The organism is Cryobacterium sp. BB307 (genome assembly GCF_012274275.1).
In the GTDB taxonomy this organism is placed as follows: Bacteria; Actinomycetota; Actinomycetes; order Actinomycetales; family Microbacteriaceae; genus Terrimesophilobacter.
On the sequence record NZ_JAANZA010000001.1, the window covers coordinates 740,427 to 763,529 of the forward strand.

Annotated in this window: 24 protein-coding genes and 1 tRNA gene; 6 read left to right on the plus strand and 19 right to left on the minus strand. The window is 68.7% G+C overall.

Translation table 11 applies throughout. The annotated features are described in order from the left end of the window. The first annotated feature begins 5 nt into the window (after window positions 1–5). The 3 genes from HGK58_RS03635 to HGK58_RS03645 all read left to right on the plus strand — a co-directional run bounded on the left by HGK58_RS03635 (window position 6) and on the right by HGK58_RS03645 (window position 1,938). Window positions 6–1,211: an NAD(P)/FAD-dependent oxidoreductase gene (locus HGK58_RS03635; RefSeq protein ID WP_168626160.1), complete on the plus strand. Its 1,206-nt coding sequence runs from the start codon at window positions 6–8 to the stop codon at window positions 1,209–1,211. Window positions 1,212–1,282: 71 nt separating this feature from the next. Next, window positions 1,283–1,372, plus strand: a tRNA-Ser gene (locus HGK58_RS03640). Window positions 1,373–1,521: 149 nt separating this feature from the next. After that, a complete protein-coding gene (locus HGK58_RS03645; RefSeq protein ID WP_168626161.1) occupies window positions 1,522–1,938 on the plus strand; it encodes a DUF6855 family protein in 417 nt (138 codons plus the stop codon). Window positions 1,939–1,979: 41 nt separating this feature from the next. Here HGK58_RS03645 and HGK58_RS13695 read toward each other — a convergent pair whose 3' ends face one another. The 8 genes from HGK58_RS13695 to HGK58_RS03685 form a co-directional block, all read right to left on the minus strand. Further along, window positions 1,980–2,747 carry a glycoside hydrolase family 16 protein gene (locus tag HGK58_RS13695; RefSeq protein WP_168626162.1) on the minus strand — a complete coding sequence of 256 codons (768 nt, stop codon included), beginning with the start codon at window positions 2,745–2,747 and terminating at the stop codon, window positions 1,980–1,982. Between the two features lie 20 nt (window positions 2,748–2,767). Next, a complete protein-coding gene (locus HGK58_RS03655; RefSeq protein WP_168626163.1) occupies window positions 2,768–3,070 on the minus strand; it encodes a zf-TFIIB domain-containing protein in 303 nt (100 codons plus the stop codon). Window positions 3,071–3,223: 153 nt separating this feature from the next. Continuing rightward, window positions 3,224–3,415 (minus strand): DUF1918 domain-containing protein, encoded by a 192-nt coding sequence (locus tag HGK58_RS03660; RefSeq protein ID WP_168626164.1) that lies wholly within the window; start codon window positions 3,413–3,415, stop codon window positions 3,224–3,226. 130 nt (window positions 3,416–3,545) lie between these two features. Continuing rightward, window positions 3,546–4,319, minus strand: a complete 774-nt coding sequence (locus tag HGK58_RS03665) for an Fpg/Nei family DNA glycosylase (RefSeq protein ID WP_168626165.1) — start codon at window positions 4,317–4,319, stop codon at window positions 3,546–3,548. Between the two features lie 2 nt (window positions 4,320–4,321). After that, on the minus strand, window positions 4,322–8,836 hold the full coding sequence (locus HGK58_RS03670) for an ATP-dependent helicase (RefSeq protein ID WP_168626166.1): 4,515 nt from the start codon (window positions 8,834–8,836) through the stop codon (window positions 4,322–4,324). Window positions 8,837–8,995: 159 nt separating this feature from the next. Next, complete coding sequence (locus HGK58_RS03675; RefSeq protein WP_168626167.1) at window positions 8,996–9,385, minus strand: MmcQ/YjbR family DNA-binding protein; 390 nt, start codon at window positions 9,383–9,385, stop codon at window positions 8,996–8,998. 152 nt (window positions 9,386–9,537) lie between these two features. Further along, a complete protein-coding gene (locus HGK58_RS03680; RefSeq protein WP_168626168.1) occupies window positions 9,538–10,323 on the minus strand; it encodes a glucosamine-6-phosphate deaminase in 786 nt (261 codons plus the stop codon). Between the two features lie 4 nt (window positions 10,324–10,327). Continuing rightward, entirely contained in the window at window positions 10,328–11,104 is a 777-nt protein-coding gene (locus HGK58_RS03685) for a hypothetical protein (protein ID WP_168626169.1), read from the minus strand. Between the two features lie 224 nt (window positions 11,105–11,328). Here HGK58_RS03685 and HGK58_RS03690 point away from each other — a divergent pair, with 224 nt between their 5' ends. After that, a complete protein-coding gene (locus HGK58_RS03690; protein ID WP_168626170.1) occupies window positions 11,329–11,832 on the plus strand; it encodes a hypothetical protein in 504 nt (167 codons plus the stop codon). Window positions 11,833–11,835: 3 nt separating this feature from the next. Here HGK58_RS03690 and HGK58_RS03695 read toward each other — a convergent pair whose 3' ends face one another. Beyond that, on the minus strand, window positions 11,836–12,465 hold the full coding sequence (locus HGK58_RS03695; RefSeq protein WP_168626171.1) for an alpha/beta hydrolase-fold protein: 630 nt from the start codon (window positions 12,463–12,465) through the stop codon (window positions 11,836–11,838). Window positions 12,466–12,565: 100 nt separating this feature from the next. On the opposite strand from HGK58_RS03695, the gene HGK58_RS03700 reads away from it, so the two are divergent. Continuing rightward, the gene (locus tag HGK58_RS03700) at window positions 12,566–13,105 is read left to right on the plus strand and encodes an NUDIX hydrolase family protein (RefSeq protein WP_168626172.1); all 540 of its coding nucleotides are present in this window, start codon (window positions 12,566–12,568) and stop codon (window positions 13,103–13,105) included. A 144-nt stretch (window positions 13,106–13,249) separates the two neighbouring features. On the opposite strand, the gene HGK58_RS03705 is transcribed toward HGK58_RS03700, so the two are convergent. The 3 genes from HGK58_RS03705 to HGK58_RS03715 form a co-directional block, all read right to left on the minus strand. After that, complete coding sequence (locus HGK58_RS03705; RefSeq protein ID WP_168626173.1) at window positions 13,250–13,750, minus strand: GNAT family N-acetyltransferase; 501 nt, start codon at window positions 13,748–13,750, stop codon at window positions 13,250–13,252. A 197-nt stretch (window positions 13,751–13,947) separates the two neighbouring features. Further along, a complete protein-coding gene (locus tag HGK58_RS03710; protein WP_168626174.1) occupies window positions 13,948–15,435 on the minus strand; it encodes a DEAD/DEAH box helicase in 1,488 nt (495 codons plus the stop codon). A 209-nt stretch (window positions 15,436–15,644) separates the two neighbouring features. Further along, the gene (locus HGK58_RS03715) at window positions 15,645–16,565 is read right to left on the minus strand and encodes an ornithine cyclodeaminase family protein (protein WP_168626175.1); all 921 of its coding nucleotides are present in this window, start codon (window positions 16,563–16,565) and stop codon (window positions 15,645–15,647) included. A gap of 59 nt (window positions 16,566–16,624) precedes the next feature. Between HGK58_RS03715 and HGK58_RS03720 the strand changes: the two genes are divergently transcribed. After that, entirely contained in the window at window positions 16,625–17,368 is a 744-nt protein-coding gene (locus tag HGK58_RS03720; RefSeq protein WP_168626176.1) for a 2-phosphosulfolactate phosphatase, read from the plus strand. A gap of 118 nt (window positions 17,369–17,486) precedes the next feature. On the opposite strand, the gene HGK58_RS03725 is transcribed toward HGK58_RS03720, so the two are convergent. From HGK58_RS03725 to HGK58_RS03755, 7 genes are all read right to left on the minus strand, one after another. Continuing rightward, window positions 17,487–17,978, minus strand: coding sequence for a SprT-like domain-containing protein (locus HGK58_RS03725; RefSeq protein ID WP_168626177.1), 492 nt, complete (start codon window positions 17,976–17,978; stop codon window positions 17,487–17,489). 101 nt (window positions 17,979–18,079) lie between these two features. Further along, window positions 18,080–18,586 carry a hypothetical protein gene (locus tag HGK58_RS03730; protein WP_168626178.1) on the minus strand — a complete coding sequence of 169 codons (507 nt, stop codon included), beginning with the start codon at window positions 18,584–18,586 and terminating at the stop codon, window positions 18,080–18,082. A 27-nt stretch (window positions 18,587–18,613) separates the two neighbouring features. Continuing rightward, window positions 18,614–19,735 (minus strand): PQQ-dependent sugar dehydrogenase, encoded by a 1,122-nt coding sequence (locus HGK58_RS03735; protein ID WP_168626179.1) that lies wholly within the window; start codon window positions 19,733–19,735, stop codon window positions 18,614–18,616. A 114-nt stretch (window positions 19,736–19,849) separates the two neighbouring features. Further along, a complete protein-coding gene (locus HGK58_RS03740) occupies window positions 19,850–20,698 on the minus strand; it encodes a fused MFS/spermidine synthase (RefSeq protein WP_168626180.1) in 849 nt (282 codons plus the stop codon). Window positions 20,699–20,763: 65 nt separating this feature from the next. Further along, window positions 20,764–20,964: a CDGSH iron-sulfur domain-containing protein gene (locus tag HGK58_RS03745; RefSeq protein ID WP_168626181.1), complete on the minus strand. Its 201-nt coding sequence runs from the start codon at window positions 20,962–20,964 to the stop codon at window positions 20,764–20,766. Further along, window positions 20,957–21,922 (minus strand): glycosyltransferase, encoded by a 966-nt coding sequence (locus HGK58_RS03750; protein WP_168626182.1) that lies wholly within the window; start codon window positions 21,920–21,922, stop codon window positions 20,957–20,959. Before HGK58_RS03750 ends, HGK58_RS03745 begins: the two co-directional genes overlap by 8 nt. Continuing rightward, the gene (locus HGK58_RS03755; protein ID WP_168626183.1) at window positions 21,922–22,938 is read right to left on the minus strand and encodes an iron-containing redox enzyme family protein; all 1,017 of its coding nucleotides are present in this window, start codon (window positions 22,936–22,938) and stop codon (window positions 21,922–21,924) included. The genes HGK58_RS03750 and HGK58_RS03755 overlap by 1 nt, the downstream gene beginning before the upstream one ends. Window positions 22,939–23,103 lie beyond the last annotated feature (165 nt).

The window sequence follows — 23,103 nt, forward strand, 5'->3', positions numbered from 1 at the left end:
TCGCCATGTTCACGGATGTGAACGTTCTCGTCATCGGGGCAGGGCAGGCCGGACTTGCGGCCAGCCATGAACTGACGGATGCTTCGATCGAACATGTGGTTCTGGAGCGCGACCGAGTCGGCTCAGCCTGGGCTCACCGCTGGGACTCCTTCTGCCTGGTGACCCCTAATCACACGACTCTGCTGCCCGGCGGCGCGTACCAGGGAGACGAACCGGACGGGTTCTTCAGCCGCGAGCAGATGGTCGCGTTTCTGGGCGACTATGCTGCCTCGTTTGGGGCCCCTGTCGAGGAAGGTGTGGAGGTCGAATCTCTGACCGCATCCGACGGCGGCTTCACTGCGACCACCAGCAGTGGAGTGCTGCGCGCTCGACGCGTCGTGGTCTGCACCGGTGCGTACCAGCGTGAGTTGCTGCCCCCGTTCACCTCGGAGTTGCAGCGGACTTTGCCGGTCGTCGGATCGACCCTGTACCGGTCGCCGGAGGCTGTGCCGGGAAACCGGGTGCTCGTCGTCGGCGGAGGACAGACCGCCTGCCAGATCGCTGACGAGTTGCAACGGGCGGGACGCGAGGTGACGCTTGCTGCGGGCAGGGCTCCTGCGATGCCGCGGCGGATCGGGGAGCGGGACATCTTCGACTGGCTCTGGGATGCGGGGTTCTTCGAGCAGACGCTTGCGGACATGCCGGGTCCGATGGTGCGCTTCGCGGCGAACCCGACCGTCACGGGAGCGCACGGCGGACGCGACCTCAGCCTGCGCACCCTGCAGGCGGACGGAGTGCAACTCATGGGACGTCTACAGGGTGTCGAGGACGGTCGGCTGGTTGTCGCCGATGACCTCTCGGAAACCGTGGCTGGAGCAGACGACATGTTCCGGCAGATCAGCGGGCTTGCGACGCGTGTGGCCGAGGAACGGGGATGGTCGGTGCCAGACCTGCCGACCTTGTCGTCCGAGCCGCTGACCGCGGCTCCGACACCGAGCTTGAACGAGCTGGACGCGGTGATCATCGCGTGTGGGTACCGCCCGGACTACGGCTGGATCGACGTGTCGCATTTGGTGGACGTCATGGGTTTCCCGATGCACCGGGACGGGGTGAGCGTGCGAGTGGACGGCCTGTACTTCCTCGGGATGCCGTGGATGAGAACACGCAAGTCGCCGCTGCTGATGGGTGTCGGAGTGGACGCAGAGCACCTGGTCCGCCAGCTCGCGGCCTAGTAGAGGCATCCGCCCGGCTGGTCAGAACCACGTGTTTCAGCGCCGCGAGAGCGTGTACTAAACTCTTCCCCGGTACCGTGTCCGAGCGGCCGAAGGTGCAACTCTCGAAAAGTTGTGTGGGTTTACGCCCACCGTGGGTTCAAATCCCACCGGTACCGCCACTTGAGAGCCCCCTGCACCCCTTGTGCATGAGAGAAGCAGGGGGTTTTGTGACGCAGCACGCACATTCGTGCACAACTTTTCGGCCCCAACCAGCCCGAGTGACAAGTCGAGTGGTGCCATCCGGCCGTCCACGCGGTAGAAATAAGCCATGGTGAACGGAACCGGCACGAAAGATGATCCCTGGCAACTGACCACGGCGCCCGGCACATCGCAATACTCGATGTACCGCGATGAGCAGTCCGACCCGCCGGCGCTGGTCTGCCAGGTAGGCTCGACCACCCTGAAGTATCACCTCAGCGCGATCGACGATCTCGCCGCCTGGCTGCGCGAACAGAGCGACTGGGTGCCGCTGGGCGCCGCCGACGAGCAGAAGACCGCCGCGGCCGGCAGCGTCGAGGCGTGGGGACGCTCTGAGAACAACCCGGTCGGCGGCTGGTACGGCTTGCGCAAGGGCTACCGTGGCCGATTCGGGATGTACCTTCCGCCGCTGCTCGAAGCCCTCGGCCTCGTCGAACTCACCCACGACGCGCGCAACAACAGCGTGCGGGCGCTGGCGCAAGGCTGAGCTGTTCGCTTGCTTTTGGCACAAACCGTTGCCAGCAGGCGCTACGGGAGGGGTCGGTACCCGCGCACCCAATCGACCGCGAACTCCTTCGGGTAGGCGCCACCGGGTTGGAACTCGTACACGTTGAGCATGAGCTGCATCGGGTAATCGGGTGACTGGTCGACGGATGCGACGCGCTCGTCGTCGATGTAGAAGATGACGCCGTCGGGCATCCACTCGAGCGAGTAGGTGTGGAAGTCGCGTAGGTCCTTTTCGATGCGAACCTTGCGGAAGTCATCCTTCAGCTCCGGGTCGGCGAACGGATGCACGCCCATCCCGACGATGCCGGCATTCCGGGTGAGCTCAGACCCGAAGATCTCGAACAGGCACAGTTCGCCGGAACGCTCCGGCCGGTCCTCGAAACCGATCATCCAGAGGGCGACCATGCAGTTCGGGTCGTCGATGGCACTCACGCGCGCCTCGATGAGCCCGAAGTGCGGCGTGTACCGGCGTTGCTCTGGCTGCTCCTCACGCACCGTGAGCCCAGGCCTGAACTGGTGTTGCCCGATGGGAGAGCCGACCGGCCCGGAGAACACGCCGGTCTGCAGATTCGACACCCGGAGGTTCCCGTCGAGGTCGGGCGCCCACGGCGGCTGGTCTTCCTCGATCGCGAGGTTCAGAACGCCATCCGCGATCCGATAGCTCGCCCTGGATGCCTCGCGGCCGCTCCAGTGCGGCAGGTAGTGCGGGATCCACTTCGTGCGGTCGAGCTCTAGGTGCTCGAAGCCATCCTCGAACTCGAGGACGTACCGGCTGCGGTCAAGGCCCACGGCCCAAGCGTAGGGCAGAGTCAGTCGAAGAGGTCTTCCAGCCAGTTGCGCTTACGCCGGCGACCCTCGTCGGGGCCACCGAATCCGGGTGCCCCTGGGCGTCCGTAGCCGCCGCGGTAGTCGTCGTCATCGTCGCGGAAGCGGTCACGATCGCGGCCCCGTGGGTCGCCTGCCGCAGGCGGTGCCATCGTCACCGAGCGTTCGATGATCTTGTCGAGTTCACCCCGGTCGAGCCACACGCCACGGCAGGTGGGGCAGTAGTCGATCTCGATGCCGGAGCGTTCCGACATGACGAGGGGAGTGGTGTCGATGGGGCAGTTCACGGGTCTCCTTCTGTTCGTTGGCGCTGACGCGCCACAGCACGATAGCAATCACGCGATCCCGAAAAGCTGGATGCCCTCCCATTCACTCGAGGGGTCGCAAACCGGCGTTCCGCGGCAGGATGAAGGGCGGCTTCTGACCCCTCAGGGCGAGACTTAGACCTGCTCGCTGTGCTCCACGATGAAGTCGCCTCCGGGGAACACCACACTCTCGTGACCGTCATCGAACTTCACCAGGTACGGTCCGGCGCCGTCCTCACCACGCACCTCCGCAATGGTGCCGTGTCGGTCCGGCGCCTCGACGGTCCTGCCGCGGATGACGACCCTGTCTCCCACTTCCGCTCGCATCGCACACCTCCTGAGTCCACGGTAGGCAATCCCGGCGCGCGCGCAATCGGCTCCCGCAAAGGTTTGTTCCAAAAGCAAGCGAATGTTCCCTTGCATTTGGTACAAACCGCTGCCGAAGGGGCGGATGAGGTCAGGTCTGGTCGTGGGGGCACCAGTATGCGATGCGTAGCTGCAGCTCGTCGTCGCCGAGTTCGCCGCTCCGGATGCCCGTGCCGCAGCGCAGGCACGGCTCACCACCTCGGCCGTACACCCACAGCGGCTGGCGGAAGTTCCCGGTCGTCACCCGATTCGGCCGGTCCTTGTTGGCCACCAGCATCCGGTGCGCCGTGTCGACCAGCCTTGGCAGGTCGTGCACTTCGCCGACCGCCCGCGTCGGCAGCACACCCCGCACGAAGCACAGTTCGACGCGGTACACGTTGCCGAGGCCGGCCATCACCCGCTGGTCCAGCACGGCCAGTCCGATCGGGCGCTCAGGAGAGGCGCGCAGACGGCGGAGCGCCTCGTCGGCATCCCAATCCGGGCCGAGCAGGTCTGGGCCGAGGTAGCCCACCACCCGCTCCTCGTCGCGGGTCGGCAGCACCTCGAGCACGCCGAGGTCGAAGCCCACCGCGACCCAGTCGGCCGTCTCGAGCACCGCACGGGCCTGATAGGTCGGCCGCTTCCAGGGGGTGCCGTGCCGGTAAACGTGCCACGACCCCTCCATCTTCAGGTGGGAGTGGATGCTGAACTCGCCGACCCTCATCAGCAGGTGCTTGCCGTGGCTGACGACGTCGTGCACGCGCTCGCCGCTGAGGTCGACGGTCGCGAACGTCGGAACCCGGATGTCGCAGCGCGTCAGCACCGCGTCGGCCAGCACCTCGTTCAGCGTGCGCGCCTCCTGGTAGACGGTGTCGCCCTCTGGCATGGCTAGCCGATCAGCCTGAGCCCCTGCGGCGTCACCCCGAACCCCGCATCGGCAAGCGCGTGGCCGAGGGGGGTGCCGATCACGAACTCGCCGTCGACCTTGTCCACCCGCAGTCGCCGCAGTGAGCGGTGCACCGTGGCGGCGAGCGAGCTGGCGGCGGCGGCGAGCGCTTCGTTGTCATCGTCGAAGGTGAGCACCGATTTGCCGCCGCGCTCGACATAGACGGTGAGGCGCCCGTCGACGAGCACGACCAGGGCGCCAGCCTTCCGGCCCGGCCGGTGTCCGCGCTCGCTGGCCGGCCACTTCAGCGCGGCACCATACGGATTCGCCGGATCGGTGGCGGCGAGCGTAACCGCGTTGTAGGGCCGCGCGGCATCCGGATCGGCCGAGAAGGAGCGCAGCCTGTCCACGATCGCGCCGGTCGCGAACTGGGCGGCACCGAGTCCCTCGACGAAGTAGCCGCGGCGAACCCTGCCGGTGTCCTCGAGCGAGCTCAGCACCTTGTACATCGTCGCGAAACCGCCGCGGACGCCCTCATTGGCGACGGCGCCGCGGGTGACGACCCCGTGCCGCTCCAGCAGCTGCTCCGCGGCGGCGTGGGCGCGCACCGTGACATCCGGTTCCGGCAGCGGAAGCAGCGACCAGCGTCCGGCGACCGTCGGCGGACCCGCTTGCTTCGGTGGTGCCAGGTGCCGGATGCCGCGCCGACTGACCGTGCGCGCTCGGGTCGGCCCGCCCAGGTAGGCGCGCACCGGGGTGAGCGTGTCGTTGGTGACGAGGCCCGCCCAGGCCAGCTCCCACAGCGCCTCGACCAGCTCCTTGTCGTCCATGCTACTCACCGCGGTCGACAGTTGGCGGAAGAAGAACCCGCCCCCGCCGGCGAGCGTGTCGAGCAGTGCGCCCTGCAGCTCGGTGGTCTCGAGGCCCTCCGGCTCCGGCAGGGTCAACGCCAGGGTGTCGGCGAGGTGCAGCGCCATCCAGCCGTCGCTGCCGGGGAGGGTGCCGCGTCCGGACCAGATGACCTCACCGGATGCGGTGAGCTCGTCAAGCATTGCGGGCGAGTAGTCCCTCACCCGGCTGGGCAGAATCAGGCTCTCCCACGCTGACGCAGGCAGGGCGACGCCGGCGAGTTGCTCGATCACCTGCACGACGCCGTCGATGCCGCGCACCTGGTCGGTGACGTGCTGCCAGGCCGGAACGAAGCGGGCGAGGGTGTCCGGGGTGACCGGTTCGACTTCGTGTCGGAGCGCGGCCAGCGAGCGGGCGCGCAGGCGACGCAGCACCTCGGTGTCGCACCACTCCGCGCCGGTGCTGTCGGGCCGGAACTCGCCCTCGGCCACCCTCCGCTGTGACTCCAGCCGGCGTAGCACCTCGGTGGCGACGGCGGTGCCGATGCCGAAGCGCTGCGCGACATCCACCGCGGTGAACGGACCGTGGGTGCGCGCGTGCCTGGCAACCAGGTCGCCGAGCGGGTCGGGGACCGGGTCGAGGAAGGCCACCGGAACGCCGAGCGGCACCGGGATGCCGAGGCCGTCACGCAGCCGCGCGGTGTCCTCGATGATGTGCCAGCGCTCGCCGCCCGCGATCGTCGCGGCGAGCACCCGACGGTCGGCTTGAAGCTCTTCGAGCAGCCCGCGAACCAGCCCTTGTGGGTCGGTTGCCACCCCGCCACCGGTTCGGCGCGCGTACTCCTCCACATCGAAGCGGTCGGCGACCTCATCCACCGACAGTGGGCCGAGCATCCGGAGCAGGTCGACGATGCCCTCGGCGTCGCGCGCCCGCCGGTCCGGTGCGAGCCGTTGCAGTTCGAGCTCGGTCTGGGCGATGACCTCGGCGTCGAGCAGCTCGCGCAGCTCGGCGCGGCCGAGCAGTTCTGTGAGGAGTTGCGGGTCGAGGCTGAGGGCTGCCGCTCGGCGCTCCGCGAGTGGCGAGTCGCCCTCGTACATGAACGCGGCGACGTAGCCGAACAGCAGCGACCGCGCGAACGGGCTCGCCTGCTCGGTCTCGGTCTCGACAATCCGGATGCGACGGGCTGCGAGGTCGGCGAGCACGCCGGTGAGACCGGGCAGGTCGTAGACATCCTGCAGCACCTCACGCACCGTTTCGAGCACGATCGGGAAGCTCGGGTAGCGGCTGGCCACGGACAACAGCTGGCTGGACCGCTGCCGCTGCTGCCAGAGCGGGGACCGGCGGGACGGATTGTAGTTGGGGAGGAGCAGGGCGCGGGCCGCGTTCTCCCGGAACCGGGACGCGAACAGCGCGGAACCACCCACCTCCTCGGTCACCAGGTCGCCGATCTCCTCAGGCTCGAAGAAGAACAGGTCGGCGCCGGGCGGGTCGGCATCCGTATCCGGGATTCGCAGGATCACGCCGTCGTCGCTGGCGACGGCGGCACCGTCGATGCCCAACCGTTCACGCAGCCGCGCACCCACTGCGAGTGCCCACGGGGAATGCACCGGCAGCCCGAGCGGCGAGTGCAGCACCACCCGCCAGTCGCCCAGTTCGTCCCTGAATCGTTCGACGACGAAGGTCTTGTCGGTGGGAACGTGCCCGGTGGCTTCCTTCTGCTCGGCGACAAAGGCGACCAGGTTGGCGACCGCGTAGTCGTCCAGCCCGGCCGCGGTCGCCTGGGCGCGGGCGTCGGCCTCGGACGCGGTCGACAGTTCGTGCGTGAAGGCACCGATCGCGCGGCCCAGCTCCGCCGGGCGGCCCAGGCTGTCACCCTTCCAGAACGGGACCCGCCCCGGCCGGCCGTAGGCGGGGGACACAAGCACGCGATCGTGCGTGATCTGCTCGATCTGCCAGCTGGTGGCTCCGAGCGAGAACACGTCGCCGACGCGGGATTCGTAGACCATCTCCTCGTCCAGCTCACCGACCCGGCCGCCGCCGCCGACCATGAAGACGCCGAACATGCCGCGGTCGGGGATGGTGCCGCCGGAGATCACCGCGAGCCGCTGCGCGCCGGGTCGGCCCTTGATCGTGCCGTCGACCCGGTTCCAGATGATGCGCGGGCGCAGTTCGGCGAACTCGTCGGACGGGTACAGGCCGCTCAGCAAGTCGAGGGTCGCCTCGAACAGGCTGCGCGGGAGGGTCGCGAACGGTGCGCTGCGGCGGACGGTGTCGAACCAGTCGTCGACACTCAGCTCCTCCAGCGCAACGGCCGCGACGGTCTGCTGGGCGAGGATGTCGAGCGGGTTCTGCGGCACGACCAGTTCCTCGATGAGGCCCGCCGACATCCGCCCGCTCGTCACTGCGGAATGCAGCAGGTCGGCGCGGTGCTTCGGGTACAGCACACCCTTGGAGATCTCGCCGACCTGGTGCCCGGCGCGACCGACACGCTGCAGCCCGCTGGCGACGGATGGCGGCGCCTCCACCTGGATGACCAGGTCGACCGCGCCCATGTCGATGCCCAACTCGAGCGAACTGGTGGCGACGACGCAGCGCAGCCGGCCGGACTTCAGGTCGTCTTCGATGAGGGAGCGCTGATCCTTGGAGACCGAACCGTGGTGGGCGCGCGCCAGGATCGGCTCGATCCCGGCGGTGCGCCCGCTCTGCGCGATCAGGTCGGCTGGGACCTCCTCGGGCGGGAACTCGATGCCCAACCGCTCGGCGTAGAGCTCGTTGAGGCGCGCGGTGAGCCGCTCGGCGAGGCGGCGGGAGTTGGAGAAAACGATCGTCGACCGGTGCTCCAGGATCTGGTCGACGATGCGCTCCTCGACGTGCGGCCAGATCGAACCCTGCGCGCGAGCGCCGGACGTCGCGCCCTCGGTCACGGCGGTCGTGCCCAGTTCGGTCATGTCCTCGATCGGCACGACGACACGCAGGTCGAACCGCTTCGCCGACTCGGGGGCGACGACCTGCACCGGCGCGCTGCCAGCCAAGAACCGTGCGACCTCCTCCGGCGGGCGCACCGTCGCCGACAGCCCGATCCGCTGGGCGGGCTTCTCGAGCAGCAGGTCGAGTCGTTCGAGCGACACCGCGAGGTGCGAGCCCCGCTTCGTCGCCGCTACCGCGTGCACCTCGTCGACGATGACCGTCTCCACGTTGCGCAGGGTCTCGCGCGCTTGCGATGTGAGCATCAGGTACAGCGACTCGGGCGTGGTGATCAGGATGTCGGGCGGATTCCGCAGCATCCGGGCTCGCTCGCCGGCTGGCGTGTCGCCCGAGCGGACCGCCACCGAGACATCCGGGGGCACGGCGCCCAATAGTTTGGCGGCCTGGGTGATGCCGACGAGCGGCGCCCGCAGGTTGCGTTCGACGTCGACCGCCAGCGCCTTGAGCGGCGAGATGTAGAGGACGCGGGTCGTGCGCGGCTCGATCGGGTCGTGCGCAAGCCGGTCGATCGACCACAGGAACGCCGCCAGCGTCTTGCCGGAGCCGGTCGGGGCGATGACGAGCGCGTTGGAGCCCTGCGAGATGGCGTCCCACGCGCCGCTTTGAGCCGGCGTCGGCTCGGGGAACGCCTGGCCGAACCACGCCTGCGTCGCCGGGGAGAAACGCTCGAGCGGGTTCATCATTCGCCCATTCTGCCGCCATCCACTGTCAGGACTCGGTGCTCGCCGCCGAAGTGGCCGGCTTGTCCCGTCGCGCGGGTGTTTCGTGCTCGCGCTGGTGTTGCAACACCCGCGCGAGAAGAAAGCACCCGCGCGAGCGCTGCTGAGGCCGGGATGCGCAGCTCACAGACCGTTGGCGAGAAACTCCTCCACCAGTTTCTTGGGTGCACGCGCCAGCCACGACTCGACAATCACCTCGCGCAATCGGTCTTCCCCGATGGCATCCAGCCGAACCAGCACGATCGGCCAGCCGTCGAGATGTGGAGTCGCGAAGAACAGCGGCATGCCCTCGTCGAGCAGAGCCTGCTTCTCGCCCTCGTCGGACACGTACACGCCAAGGTTGGGTCCCTCCGGCGCCTCATCGCCCAGCGACGCCAGATCGCTCTTACGCAGGGGGCGCTCCCAGGCGAACGATTTCTTTCCCACTTGCCAGGCAAGCCCGTCGTGCGACGGTTTTTCGGCGGCACCCGGCAGACCCAAAGCGATTCGCCTCACGTCAGCCACGGTCGCCATGCCGCCACGGTACGCCTGACCGACGGCGTACGGAATTGCATCCGACCAATCTGCTGCGCGCGGGTGTTGCGTGCTCGCGCTGGTGTTGCAACACCCGCACGAGAAAGAAGCACCCGCGCGAGCGGTCAGCCGCCCGGCGAGCTCAGGAGCGGCTAGATGCTCTGCCAGCTCGGTTTGTTGGCCCACGCATAGCGGTAGTACTCGGTGTGCGCGAGCCGGCTGGCGGCATCCTCGTCGACGATGACCGTCGCGCGTTGGTGCAGCTGGATGACGGATGCGGGCAGCGCGGCGCTGACCGGTCCCTCGACCGCGCCCGCGATCGCGCCGGCCTTGCCCTCGCCGAACGCCATCAGCACGAGGTGGCGGGAGCGCAGGATGGTGCCCAGCCCCTGCGTGATCGCCTGGGTGGGAACTTCGTCCAGCGACCCGAAGAACCGGGCGTTGTCCCGTCGGGTCTGCATCGTCAGCGTCTTGACCCGGGTGAGCGACGACAGCGACGAGCCGGGCTCGTTGAAGCCGATGTGCCCGACCGTTCCGATGCCGAGCAACTGCAGGTCGATGCCACCGGCATCCGTGATCGCCTGTTCGAAGTCATCGCCCGCGGTCTGGATCGTCTCCGGGTCTCCGGATGGCACGTGCACGAGTGACGGGGTCAGGTTCAGCGGCACGGTGACCTCGGTCCTGATCACCGACTTGTAGCTCTGCGGGTGACCCTCTGGCAGCCCGACATACTCGTCGAGCGCGAAGCCGCGCACCCGGCTGAGGTCCAGGCCATCGGCCGCGGCGCGAGAGGCGAGCGTGCGATAGGCCGGCAGCGGGGTCGAGCCGGTGGCGAGACCGAGCACCGCATCGCTCTTGCGCCCCAGCAGGTCGAGGATGGCGCCGGCGACCAGGTTGCCCGCCGTTTCCTGGTCGGGGACGATGATCACTTCTGGCATCGGGTCAGTCCTCACGCCCGTTTGAACCGCGGCGTGCCTTTGCCTTCTCGGCAACGATCGCGGCGCGTTCGGCGAGGCGGCGCTGGAGCGTTGCCTGCGCATCCTCGATGAACTGCTCGTCGAGCGGCGGGCTGGTGTGCTCGGTTGTGCCATGGTGCTTGGCGATGAAGGCGTCGAGTTCGGGTCCGGACTCCCACGACGTGATCAGGCAGTAGCGCGGGGCGCTGCCGCGGTGCCACACCGCGTGCCAGAAGCGCTGCGTGTCGACGATGACCTGGCTTCCGGCTGACAGCGGGATGCGAACCTCGGTCGACGGGTCCCAGCGGTCCTCGCGCAGGATCAGGTAGGAGTCGGGGTCGTCGGACAGGTTGAAGAATCCGCGGACGATCCAGCCCGTCTCATCCGGGTTGAGCCGGTTGTTGTCGTCCTGGTGCAGGTTGTAGAGGGCGTCGACGTACTCGTTCGGCTGCAGCTCGATCACGCGGCAGCGGCCGACGTTGGCGCCCGGCTCCTGCGCTCGGCGCGTGAGATTCGGGGCTTCCTGCACCTGCGACTCGATCCAGACGCCATCCTTGTCGGTGCGCGGCGGCTCGTGGTGCCAGAACCCGTTGACCTCGATCTCGCCCTTGGCGCTGGCCAGCGGCGCGAAGCGAGTGTCGCCGGATGACTTCCAGTCGACATACTCGAGGTCGAGCCATTCCTTCGGGTCGGCTTCCTGGTCGTACCTGTCGAGAACGACAAAGCCGCGCTCGCCGAGCGCGGCCGAGGTGATGTAGCTCATGTGGCGCGGGGTGCCCTTTCGAGATGTGAGGGCGAGCGCGTTTTAACTCGCCCAACAAGGCGAGCGTAACACTGTCGATTCGGGCGTTCCCGGCGGCATCCGCCCCTCCGGCAGAGGTTTGTGCCATGGGCAAGCGAACGTTCCGTTGCATTTGGCACAAAGCTCTGCGCCCGCGTGCGGGCGCCGCCACTGGCTAGACTTTCGCCCAGAAGAGCGGGGGCGGCATGAGCGATCGCGACACCAGTGCAGGGCCGAGGTTCGATCCGCGGTTCCCGCCGGCGTTTCAGCCGGGCTACGACGAGCGGGTGCACCGCGAGGAGCCGCCCCGCGTCCCGCTGCGCGAGGCGCCACGCACCGATCTGGATGACTTGATCGCGGCGGCCGCGGCCGACGCGCACGAGGAGCGGATCGCATCCGACCCGGCATTCGACCATGGCGACGAGACTCCGGATGCTGCCGAGCCGGCTCCCGCAGGGCCGTGGTGGAAGCGGATCAACCCGTACCTGGTGGCACTCGGGTTGATCGGCGTCGCGCTGCTGGTCGCCGCGTGGAACCTCGCCGCGTACTCAGCTCGGGGAGCCTTCTTCGGGCAGCCCAGTTCCCAGTTCGACCCCGTGCAGATGTTCTTCCTGCAGTCGGCGATCTTCACCGTTCCGTTGTTCGGGACTCTGGGGCTGGCGACCCTGATCTCAATTGTCGTGATCCTCGCGACGCGGTGGCGCCGCTAGCTGCTAGTACTGGTCGCGGAGGAAGGCAACGATGTCGCCGAGTTCCTCCTGCGAAACGCCGTGCCCCATGCCCGGGTAGACCTTCTGGGTCAGCGTCGAATGCTCGGGCAGCCAGCCTTTGGTGAACTCGAGGCGATCCTCGGTGAAGATCGGGTCGGCCGTGCCGCGACCCCAGAAGACCGGCGGCTTCACCTCGGCCAGTCGTTGATCGCCGTCGCGTTCCTCTGGGATGGCGAAGCCGCTCAAGGCGACGGCGAAGGCGAACCGCTCGGGGCGGGAGCGCAGCAACTCGAGTGACATCGCGGCGCCCTGCGAGAAGCCGAGCAGGCCCACCGTGGTCGACTCTGTGCCGTCGAGCCAGTCGAGGATCGCCTGGGTCGACGCTGCCGCGGACTGCCAGCGCGCAGCATCCGGTGCCTGCTCCGGCATCGGGAACCAACCGTGCCCCGGCCCGTACGGCAGGGGAGCGCGCAGCGACGCGATGACCGGTTCAAGCGGGAGGTAGCTCGCCATGGAGAACAGGTCGCCCTCGTGCGACCCGACCCCGTGGAGCAGCACGAGCAACGGGCGGCTCGCACGCTCACTCTCCGGGGCTGACCACAGCACGGCATCCGAATCGATCGTCACGCTCATGCCCCAATCCTTGCCCATCGAGTCGGGAGAAAAGCGCGCTTTGCGCGGCGGATTGCGGGCAAACCTCCCGACTTGATCGGCTCGTGGGTGAAAATGGGTCATGGCCTCAGTGGGAACCCCCGACCCGAACTCCGCCTGGCTCTCCGACGACGAGCTGGAATCCGTCCGCCGCCGGCTGCCGCTGATTTACGTCGAGGCGGTGCCGGTCCGAGTGGATGGCCTCGGCCAGGTCATCGAGGTCGGCGTGCTGTTGCGCGCGTCGGCGGGCGAGATGAGCCGGACCATCGTGTCCGGTCGCGTGATGTACGGGGAGACCCTCCGGGAGGCGCTGTTCCGCCACCTGGAGAAGGACCTCGGGCCGATGGCGTTCCCGCAGCTGCCGGCGAGCCCGATCCCGTTCCAGGTCGCCGAGTACTTCCCGCTGCCGGGCATCAGCGCGTTCACCGACTCGAGGCAGCATGCGGTCTCGCTTGCCTACGTGGTTCCGGTGACCGGGACCACCGAGCCACGGCAGGACGCGCTCGAGCTGACCTGGCTGACCCCGGAGGCGGCCTGCAGTGACGAGATCAGCCGCGAGATGGAGGGCGGCAGGGGAGCCCTGCTGAAGGCGGCGCTGGCGTCGGTGGGTCGGCTGGGGTAGTCGGCGCGCCGTCCCTATCGCTCAAAGCTGTCGAGACCGCGCCCGTTCCGGCGATCCGCTCGGGTTCCGGTCATCCGCGCCCGGTGTGCGGGGTGCGGATGTCCGGAGGCGGCGCGTAACGGTGGTCGAGCTCGTCGAGACCCGCTATGCGGTCGCGCCCCGCACCATCCGGATCTCGTGGATCGACCCGTCGCCAATCGAGAGTTCGTCGCTCGTGCCATCGCGCACGAAGCCGTTTCGCTCATAGAAGGCGATCGCGCGCGGGTTGTCCTCGGCAACCCAGACCAGGGCGGGTTCGGTCCCGATCGCCGCGTCGAGCAGTCCCTGCCCCGCGCCGCTCCCGTGGTGTGCCGCCAGCAGGTAGATCACGTACAACTGCAACGGCACCGGAGGGTCTTCGTCGAGGGGCGTGCCGGCGCCGGCCAGTCCGACAACCACCCCGTCAACTTCGGCAACGACGGGCCCGCCGACGCCGCCCCGTCGCTCAATCGCCCGCCGCCACATGTCGGCTCGTTCGGCCGGGTCGAGCGACGCGAGCGTTTCCGCTGGCAGCAGGTGCGCGTAGGTCTCGTGCCAGGACTGCACGATAACGACACCCATCCGGTCGGCGTCCTCGGCGCGGGCGGGGCGAATGGTGAACGACATGCGGCGACCCTATTGCCGTGCAATCACCGCCCACAACGCCGAGTTGCCCACTTTCGCCCCTGTTTCGGTCGGAAACTGGGGCCAAAGTGGGCAACTGGGTGCAGCGAGAGCGGGTGAGGGGTCAGAAACGGGCCTTCCGGACCTGCGAAGGGCGTTATTGGACCCCTCACGGGGCGCAGGGGTCCGGATGCGGCGCGTCAGCCCTGCGCGCGGCGACCGGTGCGGCGCTCGCCACCGGATGCGACAGGCGTGGACGTGCTGTACGTGCGCGCCGACGAGCGGGTGCGCGGGGCGTGAGCGTTGGAGCGCTCGCCCTGGACCGACTGCCCAGTGCGCTTGCGCTGTCCCGAGCGAGCCTGATCCGGGCTGCGCTGGCCGCGCGACTGCTCGCCCCGCGAAACCTGACCAACTTGGCCGCCCTGGCCTCCGCGGGTCGCGCGCTTCCGGCGCGCGTTGGCGCCCTGCGACGCGCCGCCGCCGCGCTGCTGCTGCACCACGCGCGGCGCGGGCTTCACGAACGCGGCGACCTCGCCCACGAGCGCGGTCACGGCGCCCGACTCGGCGGTCACCTGCTGCGGTCGCGCGGTGATCGCAGCCTTGCGCAGCAGCGACGCGACATCCGACCGCTGGGCCGGCAGCACGATGGTGACAACGTCACCGTCGCTCCCGGCACGCGCGGTGCGGCCGCTGCGGTGCAGGTACGCCTTGTGCTCGGCCGGCGGGTCGACGTGCACGACGAGCTCGACGTCATCGACGTGCACTCCGCGCGCCGCGACATCCGTCGCCACGAGAACCTTCGCCTCGCCGGAGGCGAACGCGGCCAGGTTGCGGTCACGCTGCGGCTGCGAGAGGTTGCCGTGCAGGTCGACCGACGGGATCCCCGACTCGGTCAGCTGCTTGGCCAGCTTCTTGGCGTGGTGCTTGGTGCGCATGAACAGGATGCGACGTCCGGTGCCGGACGCGAGCGTGTTGATCAGGTGCTTCTTCGCGTCGACGTCGGTGACCTCGAACACGTGGTGGGTCATCGCGTCGACGTGGCTCGTCGCTTCGTCGACCGAGTGCAGGATCTCGTCGTGCAGGTAACGCTTGACGAGCTTGTCGACGCCGTTGTCCAGGGTGGCGGAGAACAGCATCCGCTGGCCGCCATCCGGGGTCTTGTTCAGGATGCGCGTGACCACGGGCAGGAAGCCGAGGTCGGCCATGTGGTCGGCCTCGTCGAGCACGGTGATCTCGATGGCGTCGAGGGTGAGGTGACCCTGTTGCATCAGATCCTCGAGGCGCCCAGGGCAGGCGACAACGATGTCGACGCCGGCCTTGAGCGCGGCGACCTGGCGCTGCTGCGAGACGCCGCCGAAGATCGTGGTGAGCTTCAGGTCGTACGAGGCGGCCAGGGGCTCCATCGCCGCGGAGATCTGGGTGGCAAGCTCACGGGTCGGTGCGAGCACGAGGGCATGCGGACGACCGGACTGCCGGCGCCCGCCGTTCGACAGGCGCGCGACGAGCGGGATGGAGAAGGCGAGCGTCTTGCCGCTGCCGGTCTTGCCGCGTCCAAGCACGTCGCGGCCGCGGAGCGTGTCGGGCAGGGTGTCCTGCTGGATCGGGAAGGGGCTCGTGATGCCGCTCTTTTCGAGAGCGGCGACGAGCGGTGCGGGCACGCCGAGCGCGCCGAAGCTGGTTTCAGACATAGAGGTGTTTCAGTGCTTTCGCATTGGGCGTCAGGGCGTGCGGTCGCACGCGAATAATAGGCCTGACGGAAGATGGCGAAGATGGCGGATGCCACATTCAATTCGCCGCATGAAATCAATCGCGCCCAACAGGGCGGAGAAGCGTTCTACGACGCAGGGAGCACCATTCGGCGCTCGCAAGATGACACCAGCGTAGCAGGCGGCCGGGGTCAGCCCCTGCGATAGAGCTCGGAAGCGATCGACAGGTCCTCCCAGGACATGCCGGTGCTCTTGAAGATCCGCGGGCGCGACCAGTCAACCGGCACCGCCCCGGTGACCAGGTCGCGCATGCCAGTCAAGGCATCCGGGCTCAGCCGCCCCTCGGCCACCGGGATCATGACGTCGCCGGCCTCGCGCAGCGCAACCGGCACCGATTCGACCACCACCTGTGACCGCGCGACGAGGGCGCTGTCGACTTCACGCGCGTCGGCCGCGTGCGCGCCGACGGCCAGAACGCACGCGGTGTCCGGCACCAGCGCGCCGTCGAACAGCGGCTCTGTCGCGGTGGTCGCGCACACGATCACGTCGGCGTCGCGGATCGCCTCCGCGGTGCCCACGTCGGCGACGATCCCGGATGCGCGCACCGCCGCGGCCGCGCTCGCCGCCCGCTCCTGGTTGCGCGCCACGATGGTCACGTGCTCCAGCCGCCGGATGCTGCGCATCGCCTCGACGTGCCCGAGCGCCTGCGGACCTGATCCGAACACGACCAGCCGTGTCGCGTCATCCGGAACCAGCAGGTCGGCCGCCGCCGCAGACACCGCCGGGGTGCGCAACGTGGTCAGCGCAGCGCCGTCAAGCAGGGCCACTGGGCTGAGGGTTGCCGCATCCGTGAGCACGTAGACGCCCTGGATGAGAGGCAGCCCGCGAGCCGGGTTCTCGGCCGCCACGGTGAGCACCTTCACCCCGGCGAACTCCGACGACTCGCTCGGCATGAGCAGGAATTTCCCCTGGGCCAGGTCGACGGAACCGCGCTCGAAGTCGGCATCCGGGTCGAGTCCGCTGCGCAGGTCGCGCTGGAGGGTGCGCACCGCGTCGAGGTAGTTCATGCGCTCGAAGATGTCGTCTGCCGTGAGGAAGGGGAGGGTGGTCATGTTGCGTGATGCTACCCGGCCGCCAGGAGCGCGCCTCCCGGTCGATTAGCATTTCGTAGGTGTCATTGCCGCTTTCGCAGAACCAGTACCAGGTGCGATTCGACTGGGGGATCGAGGGCGCCCGCACCGTGGCGGCGGATGTCGATGTGATCGTCGTCGTCGATGTGCTGTCGTTCACAACCATGGTCGGGATCGCGCTCGAGTACGGCATCGAGGTGCTGCCGTTCGATGGCACGGATGCGGCACGCTACGCGAGCGAGCACGCGGCAGTCGTCGCGGGGAAACGCGGTTCGCCGCTGAGCCTCTCGCCGGCGAGCGTCGGACCAGAGCACGCCGGCACACGGGTTGTCGTGCAGTCTCCGAATGGCTCACGGATCAGCGCGGCGCTGCGCGGTGATGTCCCGGTCGTCGCCGGATCGCTGCGCAACCGGAGTGCAGTCGCGGAATGGGTGCTCGCGAGGCAGGCCGAGAAGGCGAATCGGTTAACGGTGGCGGTGATCGCATCTGGTGAGGCGCGCGGCGATGGCACCTCGCGCTTCGCGGTCGAGGACATGCTCGGCGCCGGCGCGATCATCGACGCGCTCGCCGAGGTTGGCATCGACTTCTGCTCGCCGGAGGCAGCTGCCGCGTCTGCCGCATTCACCGGATTGCGCAACGCGATCGGCCATCTGGTGAGCGCATCTGCCAGCGGCAAGGAACTCGAGGAGTGGGGCTTCCCGCAGGATGTCGAACTGGCGAGCCAGGTCGACTCGTCCACGGTCGTGCCCGTGCTGCGCGGTGACGCGTTCAGCATCACTCGGTGATCGAGCCCGCCGAGATCCGTTGACAGGACGCGGCGACCACACCAGCGAGCGCCGGCGAAATGTGCGAGTGCACGCGGTCTATCGCACGCGCTCGCACATTCGAGCGGCGCCGGGCCGATCAGCTCGCGGATGCCGCCCGGCGGCGTGTCGCGGCCGAGACGGTCCGCTTCGTCCAGCTGATCAGGTTCGAGCGGTCGAACCGGCGCGAGCACTTGCCGCACGACATCGCCCGGGTCGGCTTCCGGTAGCGGAAGAACTGGTGACCGGCGGGACACGCCCCGACCCACGGGGCGAGCTCATCGGCGACTTCGCCATGATGCAACCGGCCGCCCTCGTACCCGATCTCGCGCGCGAGCTTCTTCCAGCGCGGCCCGTGCCCGGAGCCTTGCCCGGCCATCGCATGCGCGACCTCGTGCAGCAGCACCTGATGAATCTCGTCATCCTCGTAACGCGCGGCCAGGTAGCGCGAGACGGTGATGCGTTTACGGGTGTAGTTGCACAGCCCGGCCCGGGTCTTCGCGGTGTCGAAGCCGAAACTCCACTCGGTGGGGTCGAGATGCAGCGCTATCAGGGCCTCCGCCCACCGCCGCACTCGAACCAGATCCGCCACGAATCGAGGCTAACCGCTGCCCGCGACGCTCCCCGACCCGGCGCTCCCGAAGGGGCAATCCCCCGCGGCAAACCGACTTGTGAACGAGCAGACGACGCGGGTCAGAGCCGCGACTCGACGACCTGCGCGGCGAACAGCGAGCTCTGCACCTGATCATCCGGTGCGCCGATCCGCTCCCGCATCGCGGCCGCGGTGCGGAAATCCTGCAGCGCATTGGCGAAGTCCCCGTGGTCGAACAGCACCTTCCCGCGGTGCTGCAGCGCGAACGCTTCCGTCGCCGCCCAGTCGTGGGTGCGCGCCTCATCGATGCACGCGGTGAGCTCGCGCCGGGCGTCGTCGAGCTTGCCCTGTTCCTGCTGCACCTGCGCTCGCCGGATGCGAGCCCGGCAGATGGACTCCCGATCCCCGGTCATGCGCGCGTTCCGCAGTGCCGCGTTGGCGGCATCCCACGCGTCGTCGATGCGCCCGACCATTCGCAGCAGGGCGACCTTCTCGTTGATGGACTCGGTGTCGCGGCGGTTCTCGAGCTCCGCGAGCCGATCACCGGCCGCCTGGAGGTCGACCTGTTCACGAAGTGTTGTCGGGTCGTAACCGAGAATGATGTCCACTGGCCCTCCCGAGGTGTCGAACCAACGCTAACCCTCGCGAAGCGGCTCCAGCCGTACCTGCATCAGCTTGTCGTCACCTTCGCGCGGGTTTCCACGACCGTCGGTGTTGTTGGTGAGCACCCAGAGGCTCCCATCCGGACCCGGGACCGCGTCGCGCAGCCTGCCGAACTCGCCCTCGAACCACGCCACCGCTTCCACCCCGCCTGCCGCGAACGGGTAGATCGCCCAGAGTCGCTGGCCGCGCAGTGCGGCCAGGAACAGCGTCTTGTCGACGTAGGCGAGACCGCTCGGGCTGGCATCGGATGTCGGCCACTGGTAGACCGGGTCGATGAGGCCGGCGACCTGCCCGACGCCCTCGACGATCGGCCAGCCGTAGTTGCCGCCCGGGGCGATGCGGTTCAGCTCGTCCCAGGTGTTCTGCCCGAACTCGGATGCCCACAACTGGCCGTCCTCGTCCCACGCGAGCCCCTGCGGGTTGCGGTGCCCGAACGAGTACACCGGCGAGCCGCTGGTCGGGTTGTCGACCGGCACCGAGCCATCCGGTTCGAGTCGGAGGATCTTGCCGTTCAGCGTGTTCGGGTCCTGCGCGAGGGAGGCGTCGCCTGCGTCCCCGGCGGTCACGAACAGGTTGCCGTCCGGTCCGAACGCGATGCGCCCGCCATTGTGGTTGCTCGCCTTCCGGATGCCCGTGATGATCGGTTCGGCGTCGCCCAGGGAGTACGCGCCGGGTCGACCGTTCAGCAGCATCCGGATCACCCGGTTGTCGGATTCGCCGGTGAAGTAGGCGTACAGCCAGATGGTGTCACCGAGTTCGAGGGTGGCGATGCCGAGCAGACCGCCCTCACCGGCGGGCACGACCCCGTCGATGGTGCCCACCTCGCGAACCTCGCCGTCGGTGAGCTCCTTGATGAGGGCGGTGTCGCGTTCGCTGATCAGTGCGGAGCCGTTGGCGAGACGGGCAACCGACCACGGCGAGGTCAGGCCGGTCGCGAGCACCTCGGGTGTGCCGGCCGGTTGAACCGGGGTGGTCTGCGGCGAACTGGTCGGTGGCGTGAGTGTGCTTCCGCTGGGTGTCGGCCCGGGTGACGACGTGCAACCGGCCAGCAGGCCGAGCGCTACCGCTGCCACCAGCATCCGCCTACGCACCATGCCCCAATCCTCCCCGCGCGCCTACTGAAAATGCAGGAGATCCGGCCCGATTCGTGCCGTTCTGTTACCGATCCGGCCCGTCGGCGGCCGAATCTCCTGCATTTTCCGGCGCGGTCAGCGCTCGCGGAAGATGCTCGAGTTGGGAGCGGGGGATGGCATCGCGGTGGCGTCGGTGATGATCGGCGCTCCGGCGATCCAGTCGACAAGCTCCTTGCCGGTGATGACCTTCGCCGGATGCGGCCCGCCGGCCAGCAGGCGCGGCATCCACTCCATCGGCAATTCGCGCGCCGAACCTGCCAGTACCACGTTGCCGAACCGCCGCCCCTTGAGGATGCTCGGCTCGGCGAGCGCTGCGACGTTGCCGACCACCTCGCGCAGCGTCGCGGTCTGACCTCGCGCGAAGGCGAGGCCGGGGCCATCCGCGACGTTCACCAGGATCACGCCGGCGGGGGCCAGCAGTGCCGCGGCGCTCCGATAGAACTCGACACTCGTCACGTGCGCGGGCGTGCGCGAACCGCTGAAGACATCGACGATCAGCAGGTCGACGGCCCCGGTCAGCCCGGGCGGCAGTCGCTCCAGCACGTCGCGCGCGTCACCGTAACGCACCCGGATCGACGCCTGACGCGACCACGGCAGGTGCTCGCGCACCAGGTCCACTAGGTCACTCTCCAGCTCGATCACCTGCTGCCGCGACCCGGGCCGGGTGGCCTCGATGTACCGCGGCAGGGTGAGAGCGCCCGCGCCGAGGTGCACCGCAGTGATCGGGCCATCCGGCAACTGGTCGATCACGTGTCCCATCCGCTGGACATACTCGAAGAACAGCTGCGACGGGTCGTCGAGGTTGACGTGCGACTGCGGCGTCCCGTCGACGACGAGAGTGAAGGATCCGGGCACCCACCGGTCCGGTTCGATGACCGCGCGGTGGCCGCTGAGCTTCAACACTCGGGAGGGGAACTGCTGCATCCTTAAGATCATTCCGCACCCGGCTGGGTTCACCGCTCACTCGGATGGTCCCGGATGCTGCAGCGTCACTCCTCGGTGCGGAATCCGGATGCCTTGTGCGTACCGTCGCAGAACGGCTTGATCGAGGAGAGTCCGCACCGGCACAGCGCGACAGTCTTCCGGTGCGCGTCGATGGGCTCGCCGTCCGCGCCCAGAATTTCGAAGTCACCGCGCAACAGGAGTGGCCCATCCGGGCACAGTTCGATCGATCCCTGTCGCTCAAGCACGGCTTCGCACCCTCGGTCGTCCTGCAAAGCCGCGCGCGCTGGCGGCGCGTTTGATCCTGGTGCCCGAATAGCGCACGCCGCCCGTGGCGCGTTGCGCCAGCGCGACCCATGACGTGACAGCTCGTTCGGCAACCCAGAGCGGCGCCCACAATGCCGAGGTCGCCGGGAATACGGTTCTCCCCGCGCGGCGGCGCCGGCCGACCTCGGCGACCGCCACCGCGGTGAGCGCGCCGACCAGCAATGGCAGTGGCCTGCCCCTGGTGGCGATGGCTGCGGGCAGCAGCGCCAACTCGACGGCGAGGCGAGCGGGCTGCGCGAGCGAGTCATAGGCCTGCCGCACGCGTTGATCAGCGAACTGTTCGGGCGTCGGCGGCAGCCGGCGCACATAGAGGTCGAGCGCGTTGGTCTCCCGCCCGCCGGCCGAGGTGATGGTGCGGATGAGCTCGAGGTTCTCGAACAGCACATCCCCGTCGTAGCCGCCCGTGTTCATCAGGGCGCTGCGTCGGAAGCCGAGGGTGCCCGGGTAGTCGGCGCCGAAGGCGCGATTGATCAGCATCCGGGCGGTGTCCCAGCGGGCCTGCCAGGGAAGCGGATCGTAGTAGTTCTGCGGCCGCACCAGGTCGGCGCGCTCGAGCTGCTCGACAAGGGCGCGGAACGTCACCGGCCCATACCGCACGTCGTCGTCCGCGACCACGACGAGTTCGTGCCGCGCGTGCCGCACACCGGTCATGACGCCCGCGACCTTCCCGTTGCCGCCTGGCCAGAACTCCGGCCGCATGTGTCGAACGTCGCTGGGCAGCACCTGCGCGTGCTCCTCGAACAACTCGGCCGGCGAGCCGTCGACGACGGTCACGTCCGCGCCGTTCTTCAGGTGGTGGAGGTAGCGCACCAGCTCGGGCAGCCTCGAGTCGTCCTGCCATTTGAGCGGAAGCACGTACTCGACCGGGAATCTCGGCATCAGGCGGTCACCTGCTGGCGAAGCGACGATTGGCCGGTTGTCCACGCGGCGAGGATGCGCTCGCCGACGATGCCGTCGATGGTCAGGCAAGCGGATGCGCCAAACAGCACGTCATCGAGCAGTTCCGGTTCCGCCTCGATCAGGCCGCCGGCGAGGTGGCGCGCCGCGATCTGCTCGTGGACGGCATCCGCTTCGACGTGTTCGTCGAAGTACCAGGTGACGTCCTCGCCGAACCCGTTGCGTCGGAAGCCGTTGCCGTAGAGCTTGTTCGGGATCGACGAGGTCATCTCGAATGCGGCGAGATGACCGACGATGGCGCCGCGCAGGCGCCGGTGCAGCCCGAACAGCGACATCATGTTGGCGGATGCGAGGGTGATTGCCGGTACCTGATCGACGTAGGCGCCGTAGCTGTCGTCGAGTCCGAGACCGCGCATGGTCTGCGCGAAGATGGCCGCGTGCATCCGTGCCGGGTCGCCGCCGCCGTACTCGTCGGCTTCGATCTCGACCAGGGCGGCCTTGGCCACGCCCTCGAGCCGCGGGATGGCCCACGCGTGCGGGTCGGCTTCCTTCAGTTGGTAGATCGAGCGTTGGATGAGGAATTCGCGCAGCTGCGACTCGTCGGCCTGGCGGGCGACGAAGCGGGAGAGGCTCGGACCGCCGGTGTCCGCGGTCAGCTCGAACAGCGCGTCGGCCACCGCCCGTCTGGTTGGCTCCGGTCGAGGTGGGCGCGGTACGACCTCCCGCAGCCTGGCCTCGAAGGCGGCCTCGATGAGCGCGCGGATAGCAAGGAGCTCCGGATGCCACTCCCACGCGTCCTCGACTCCGTCGATGCCCCGGTAGTGGAGCTCGTACAGCACGAACAGCGCCACCTGCAGGTCGTCGTCGGTGAGCACGTCCTCCGCGCCTGCCACCGCCTCGGCGATCGCACCGCCCGAACCTCGTGCGTGCCGCTCCGACCGCGACAGGAGTGTGAACAGTGCATCGCTTGCATTGCCTCGCGCCTCGGGTAACCGCATCGTTCCTCCCGCCTCGGGACTGCGAGCGTAGCCACTCAATGGCGGCGATCACTGGGCGTGTTCTGGATGGTTGCTGGACAGCGCCCGTAAGCCGTGGTTGCGCGGCAGCATGGATCGCCGGAGTCCAAGCAGGTGGGCGAGGCACACGAGGCCACCGGCGTCACC

Excerpts from the sequence above, each read along its gene's own strand:
- HGK58_RS03635 (WP_168626160.1), top strand. The coding sequence starts at position 6 with ATGTTCACGGATGTGAACGTTCTCGTCATCGGGGCAGGGCAGGCCGGA.
- HGK58_RS03645 (WP_168626161.1), top strand. The coding sequence starts at position 1,522 with ATGGTGAACGGAACCGGCACGAAAGATGATCCCTGGCAACTGACCACG.
- HGK58_RS03660 (WP_168626164.1), bottom strand. The coding sequence starts at position 3,415 with ATGCGAGCGGAAGTGGGAGACAGGGTCGTCATCCGCGGCAGGACCGTC.
- HGK58_RS03665 (WP_168626165.1), bottom strand. The coding sequence starts at position 4,319 with ATGCCAGAGGGCGACACCGTCTACCAGGAGGCGCGCACGCTGAACGAG.
- HGK58_RS03670 (WP_168626166.1), bottom strand. The coding sequence starts at position 8,836 with ATGATGAACCCGCTCGAGCGTTTCTCCCCGGCGACGCAGGCGTGGTTC.
- HGK58_RS03675 (WP_168626167.1), bottom strand. The coding sequence starts at position 9,385 with ATGGCGACCGTGGCTGACGTGAGGCGAATCGCTTTGGGTCTGCCGGGT.
- HGK58_RS03680 (WP_168626168.1), bottom strand. The coding sequence starts at position 10,323 with ATGCCAGAAGTGATCATCGTCCCCGACCAGGAAACGGCGGGCAACCTG.
- HGK58_RS03685 (WP_168626169.1), bottom strand. The coding sequence starts at position 11,104 with ATGAGCTACATCACCTCGGCCGCGCTCGGCGAGCGCGGCTTTGTCGTT.
- HGK58_RS03690 (WP_168626170.1), top strand. The coding sequence starts at position 11,329 with ATGAGCGATCGCGACACCAGTGCAGGGCCGAGGTTCGATCCGCGGTTC.
- HGK58_RS03695 (WP_168626171.1), bottom strand. The coding sequence starts at position 12,465 with ATGAGCGTGACGATCGATTCGGATGCCGTGCTGTGGTCAGCCCCGGAG.
- HGK58_RS03700 (WP_168626172.1), top strand. The coding sequence starts at position 12,566 with ATGGCCTCAGTGGGAACCCCCGACCCGAACTCCGCCTGGCTCTCCGAC.
- HGK58_RS03705 (WP_168626173.1), bottom strand. The coding sequence starts at position 13,750 with ATGTCGTTCACCATTCGCCCCGCCCGCGCCGAGGACGCCGACCGGATG.
- HGK58_RS03710 (WP_168626174.1), bottom strand. The coding sequence starts at position 15,435 with ATGTCTGAAACCAGCTTCGGCGCGCTCGGCGTGCCCGCACCGCTCGTC.
- HGK58_RS03715 (WP_168626175.1), bottom strand. The coding sequence starts at position 16,565 with ATGACCACCCTCCCCTTCCTCACGGCAGACGACATCTTCGAGCGCATG.
- HGK58_RS03735 (WP_168626179.1), bottom strand. The coding sequence starts at position 19,735 with ATGGTGCGTAGGCGGATGCTGGTGGCAGCGGTAGCGCTCGGCCTGCTG.
- HGK58_RS03740 (WP_168626180.1), bottom strand. The coding sequence starts at position 20,698 with ATGCAGCAGTTCCCCTCCCGAGTGTTGAAGCTCAGCGGCCACCGCGCG.
- HGK58_RS03750 (WP_168626182.1), bottom strand. The coding sequence starts at position 21,922 with ATGCCGAGATTCCCGGTCGAGTACGTGCTTCCGCTCAAATGGCAGGAC.
- HGK58_RS03755 (WP_168626183.1), bottom strand. The coding sequence starts at position 22,938 with ATGCGGTTACCCGAGGCGCGAGGCAATGCAAGCGATGCACTGTTCACA.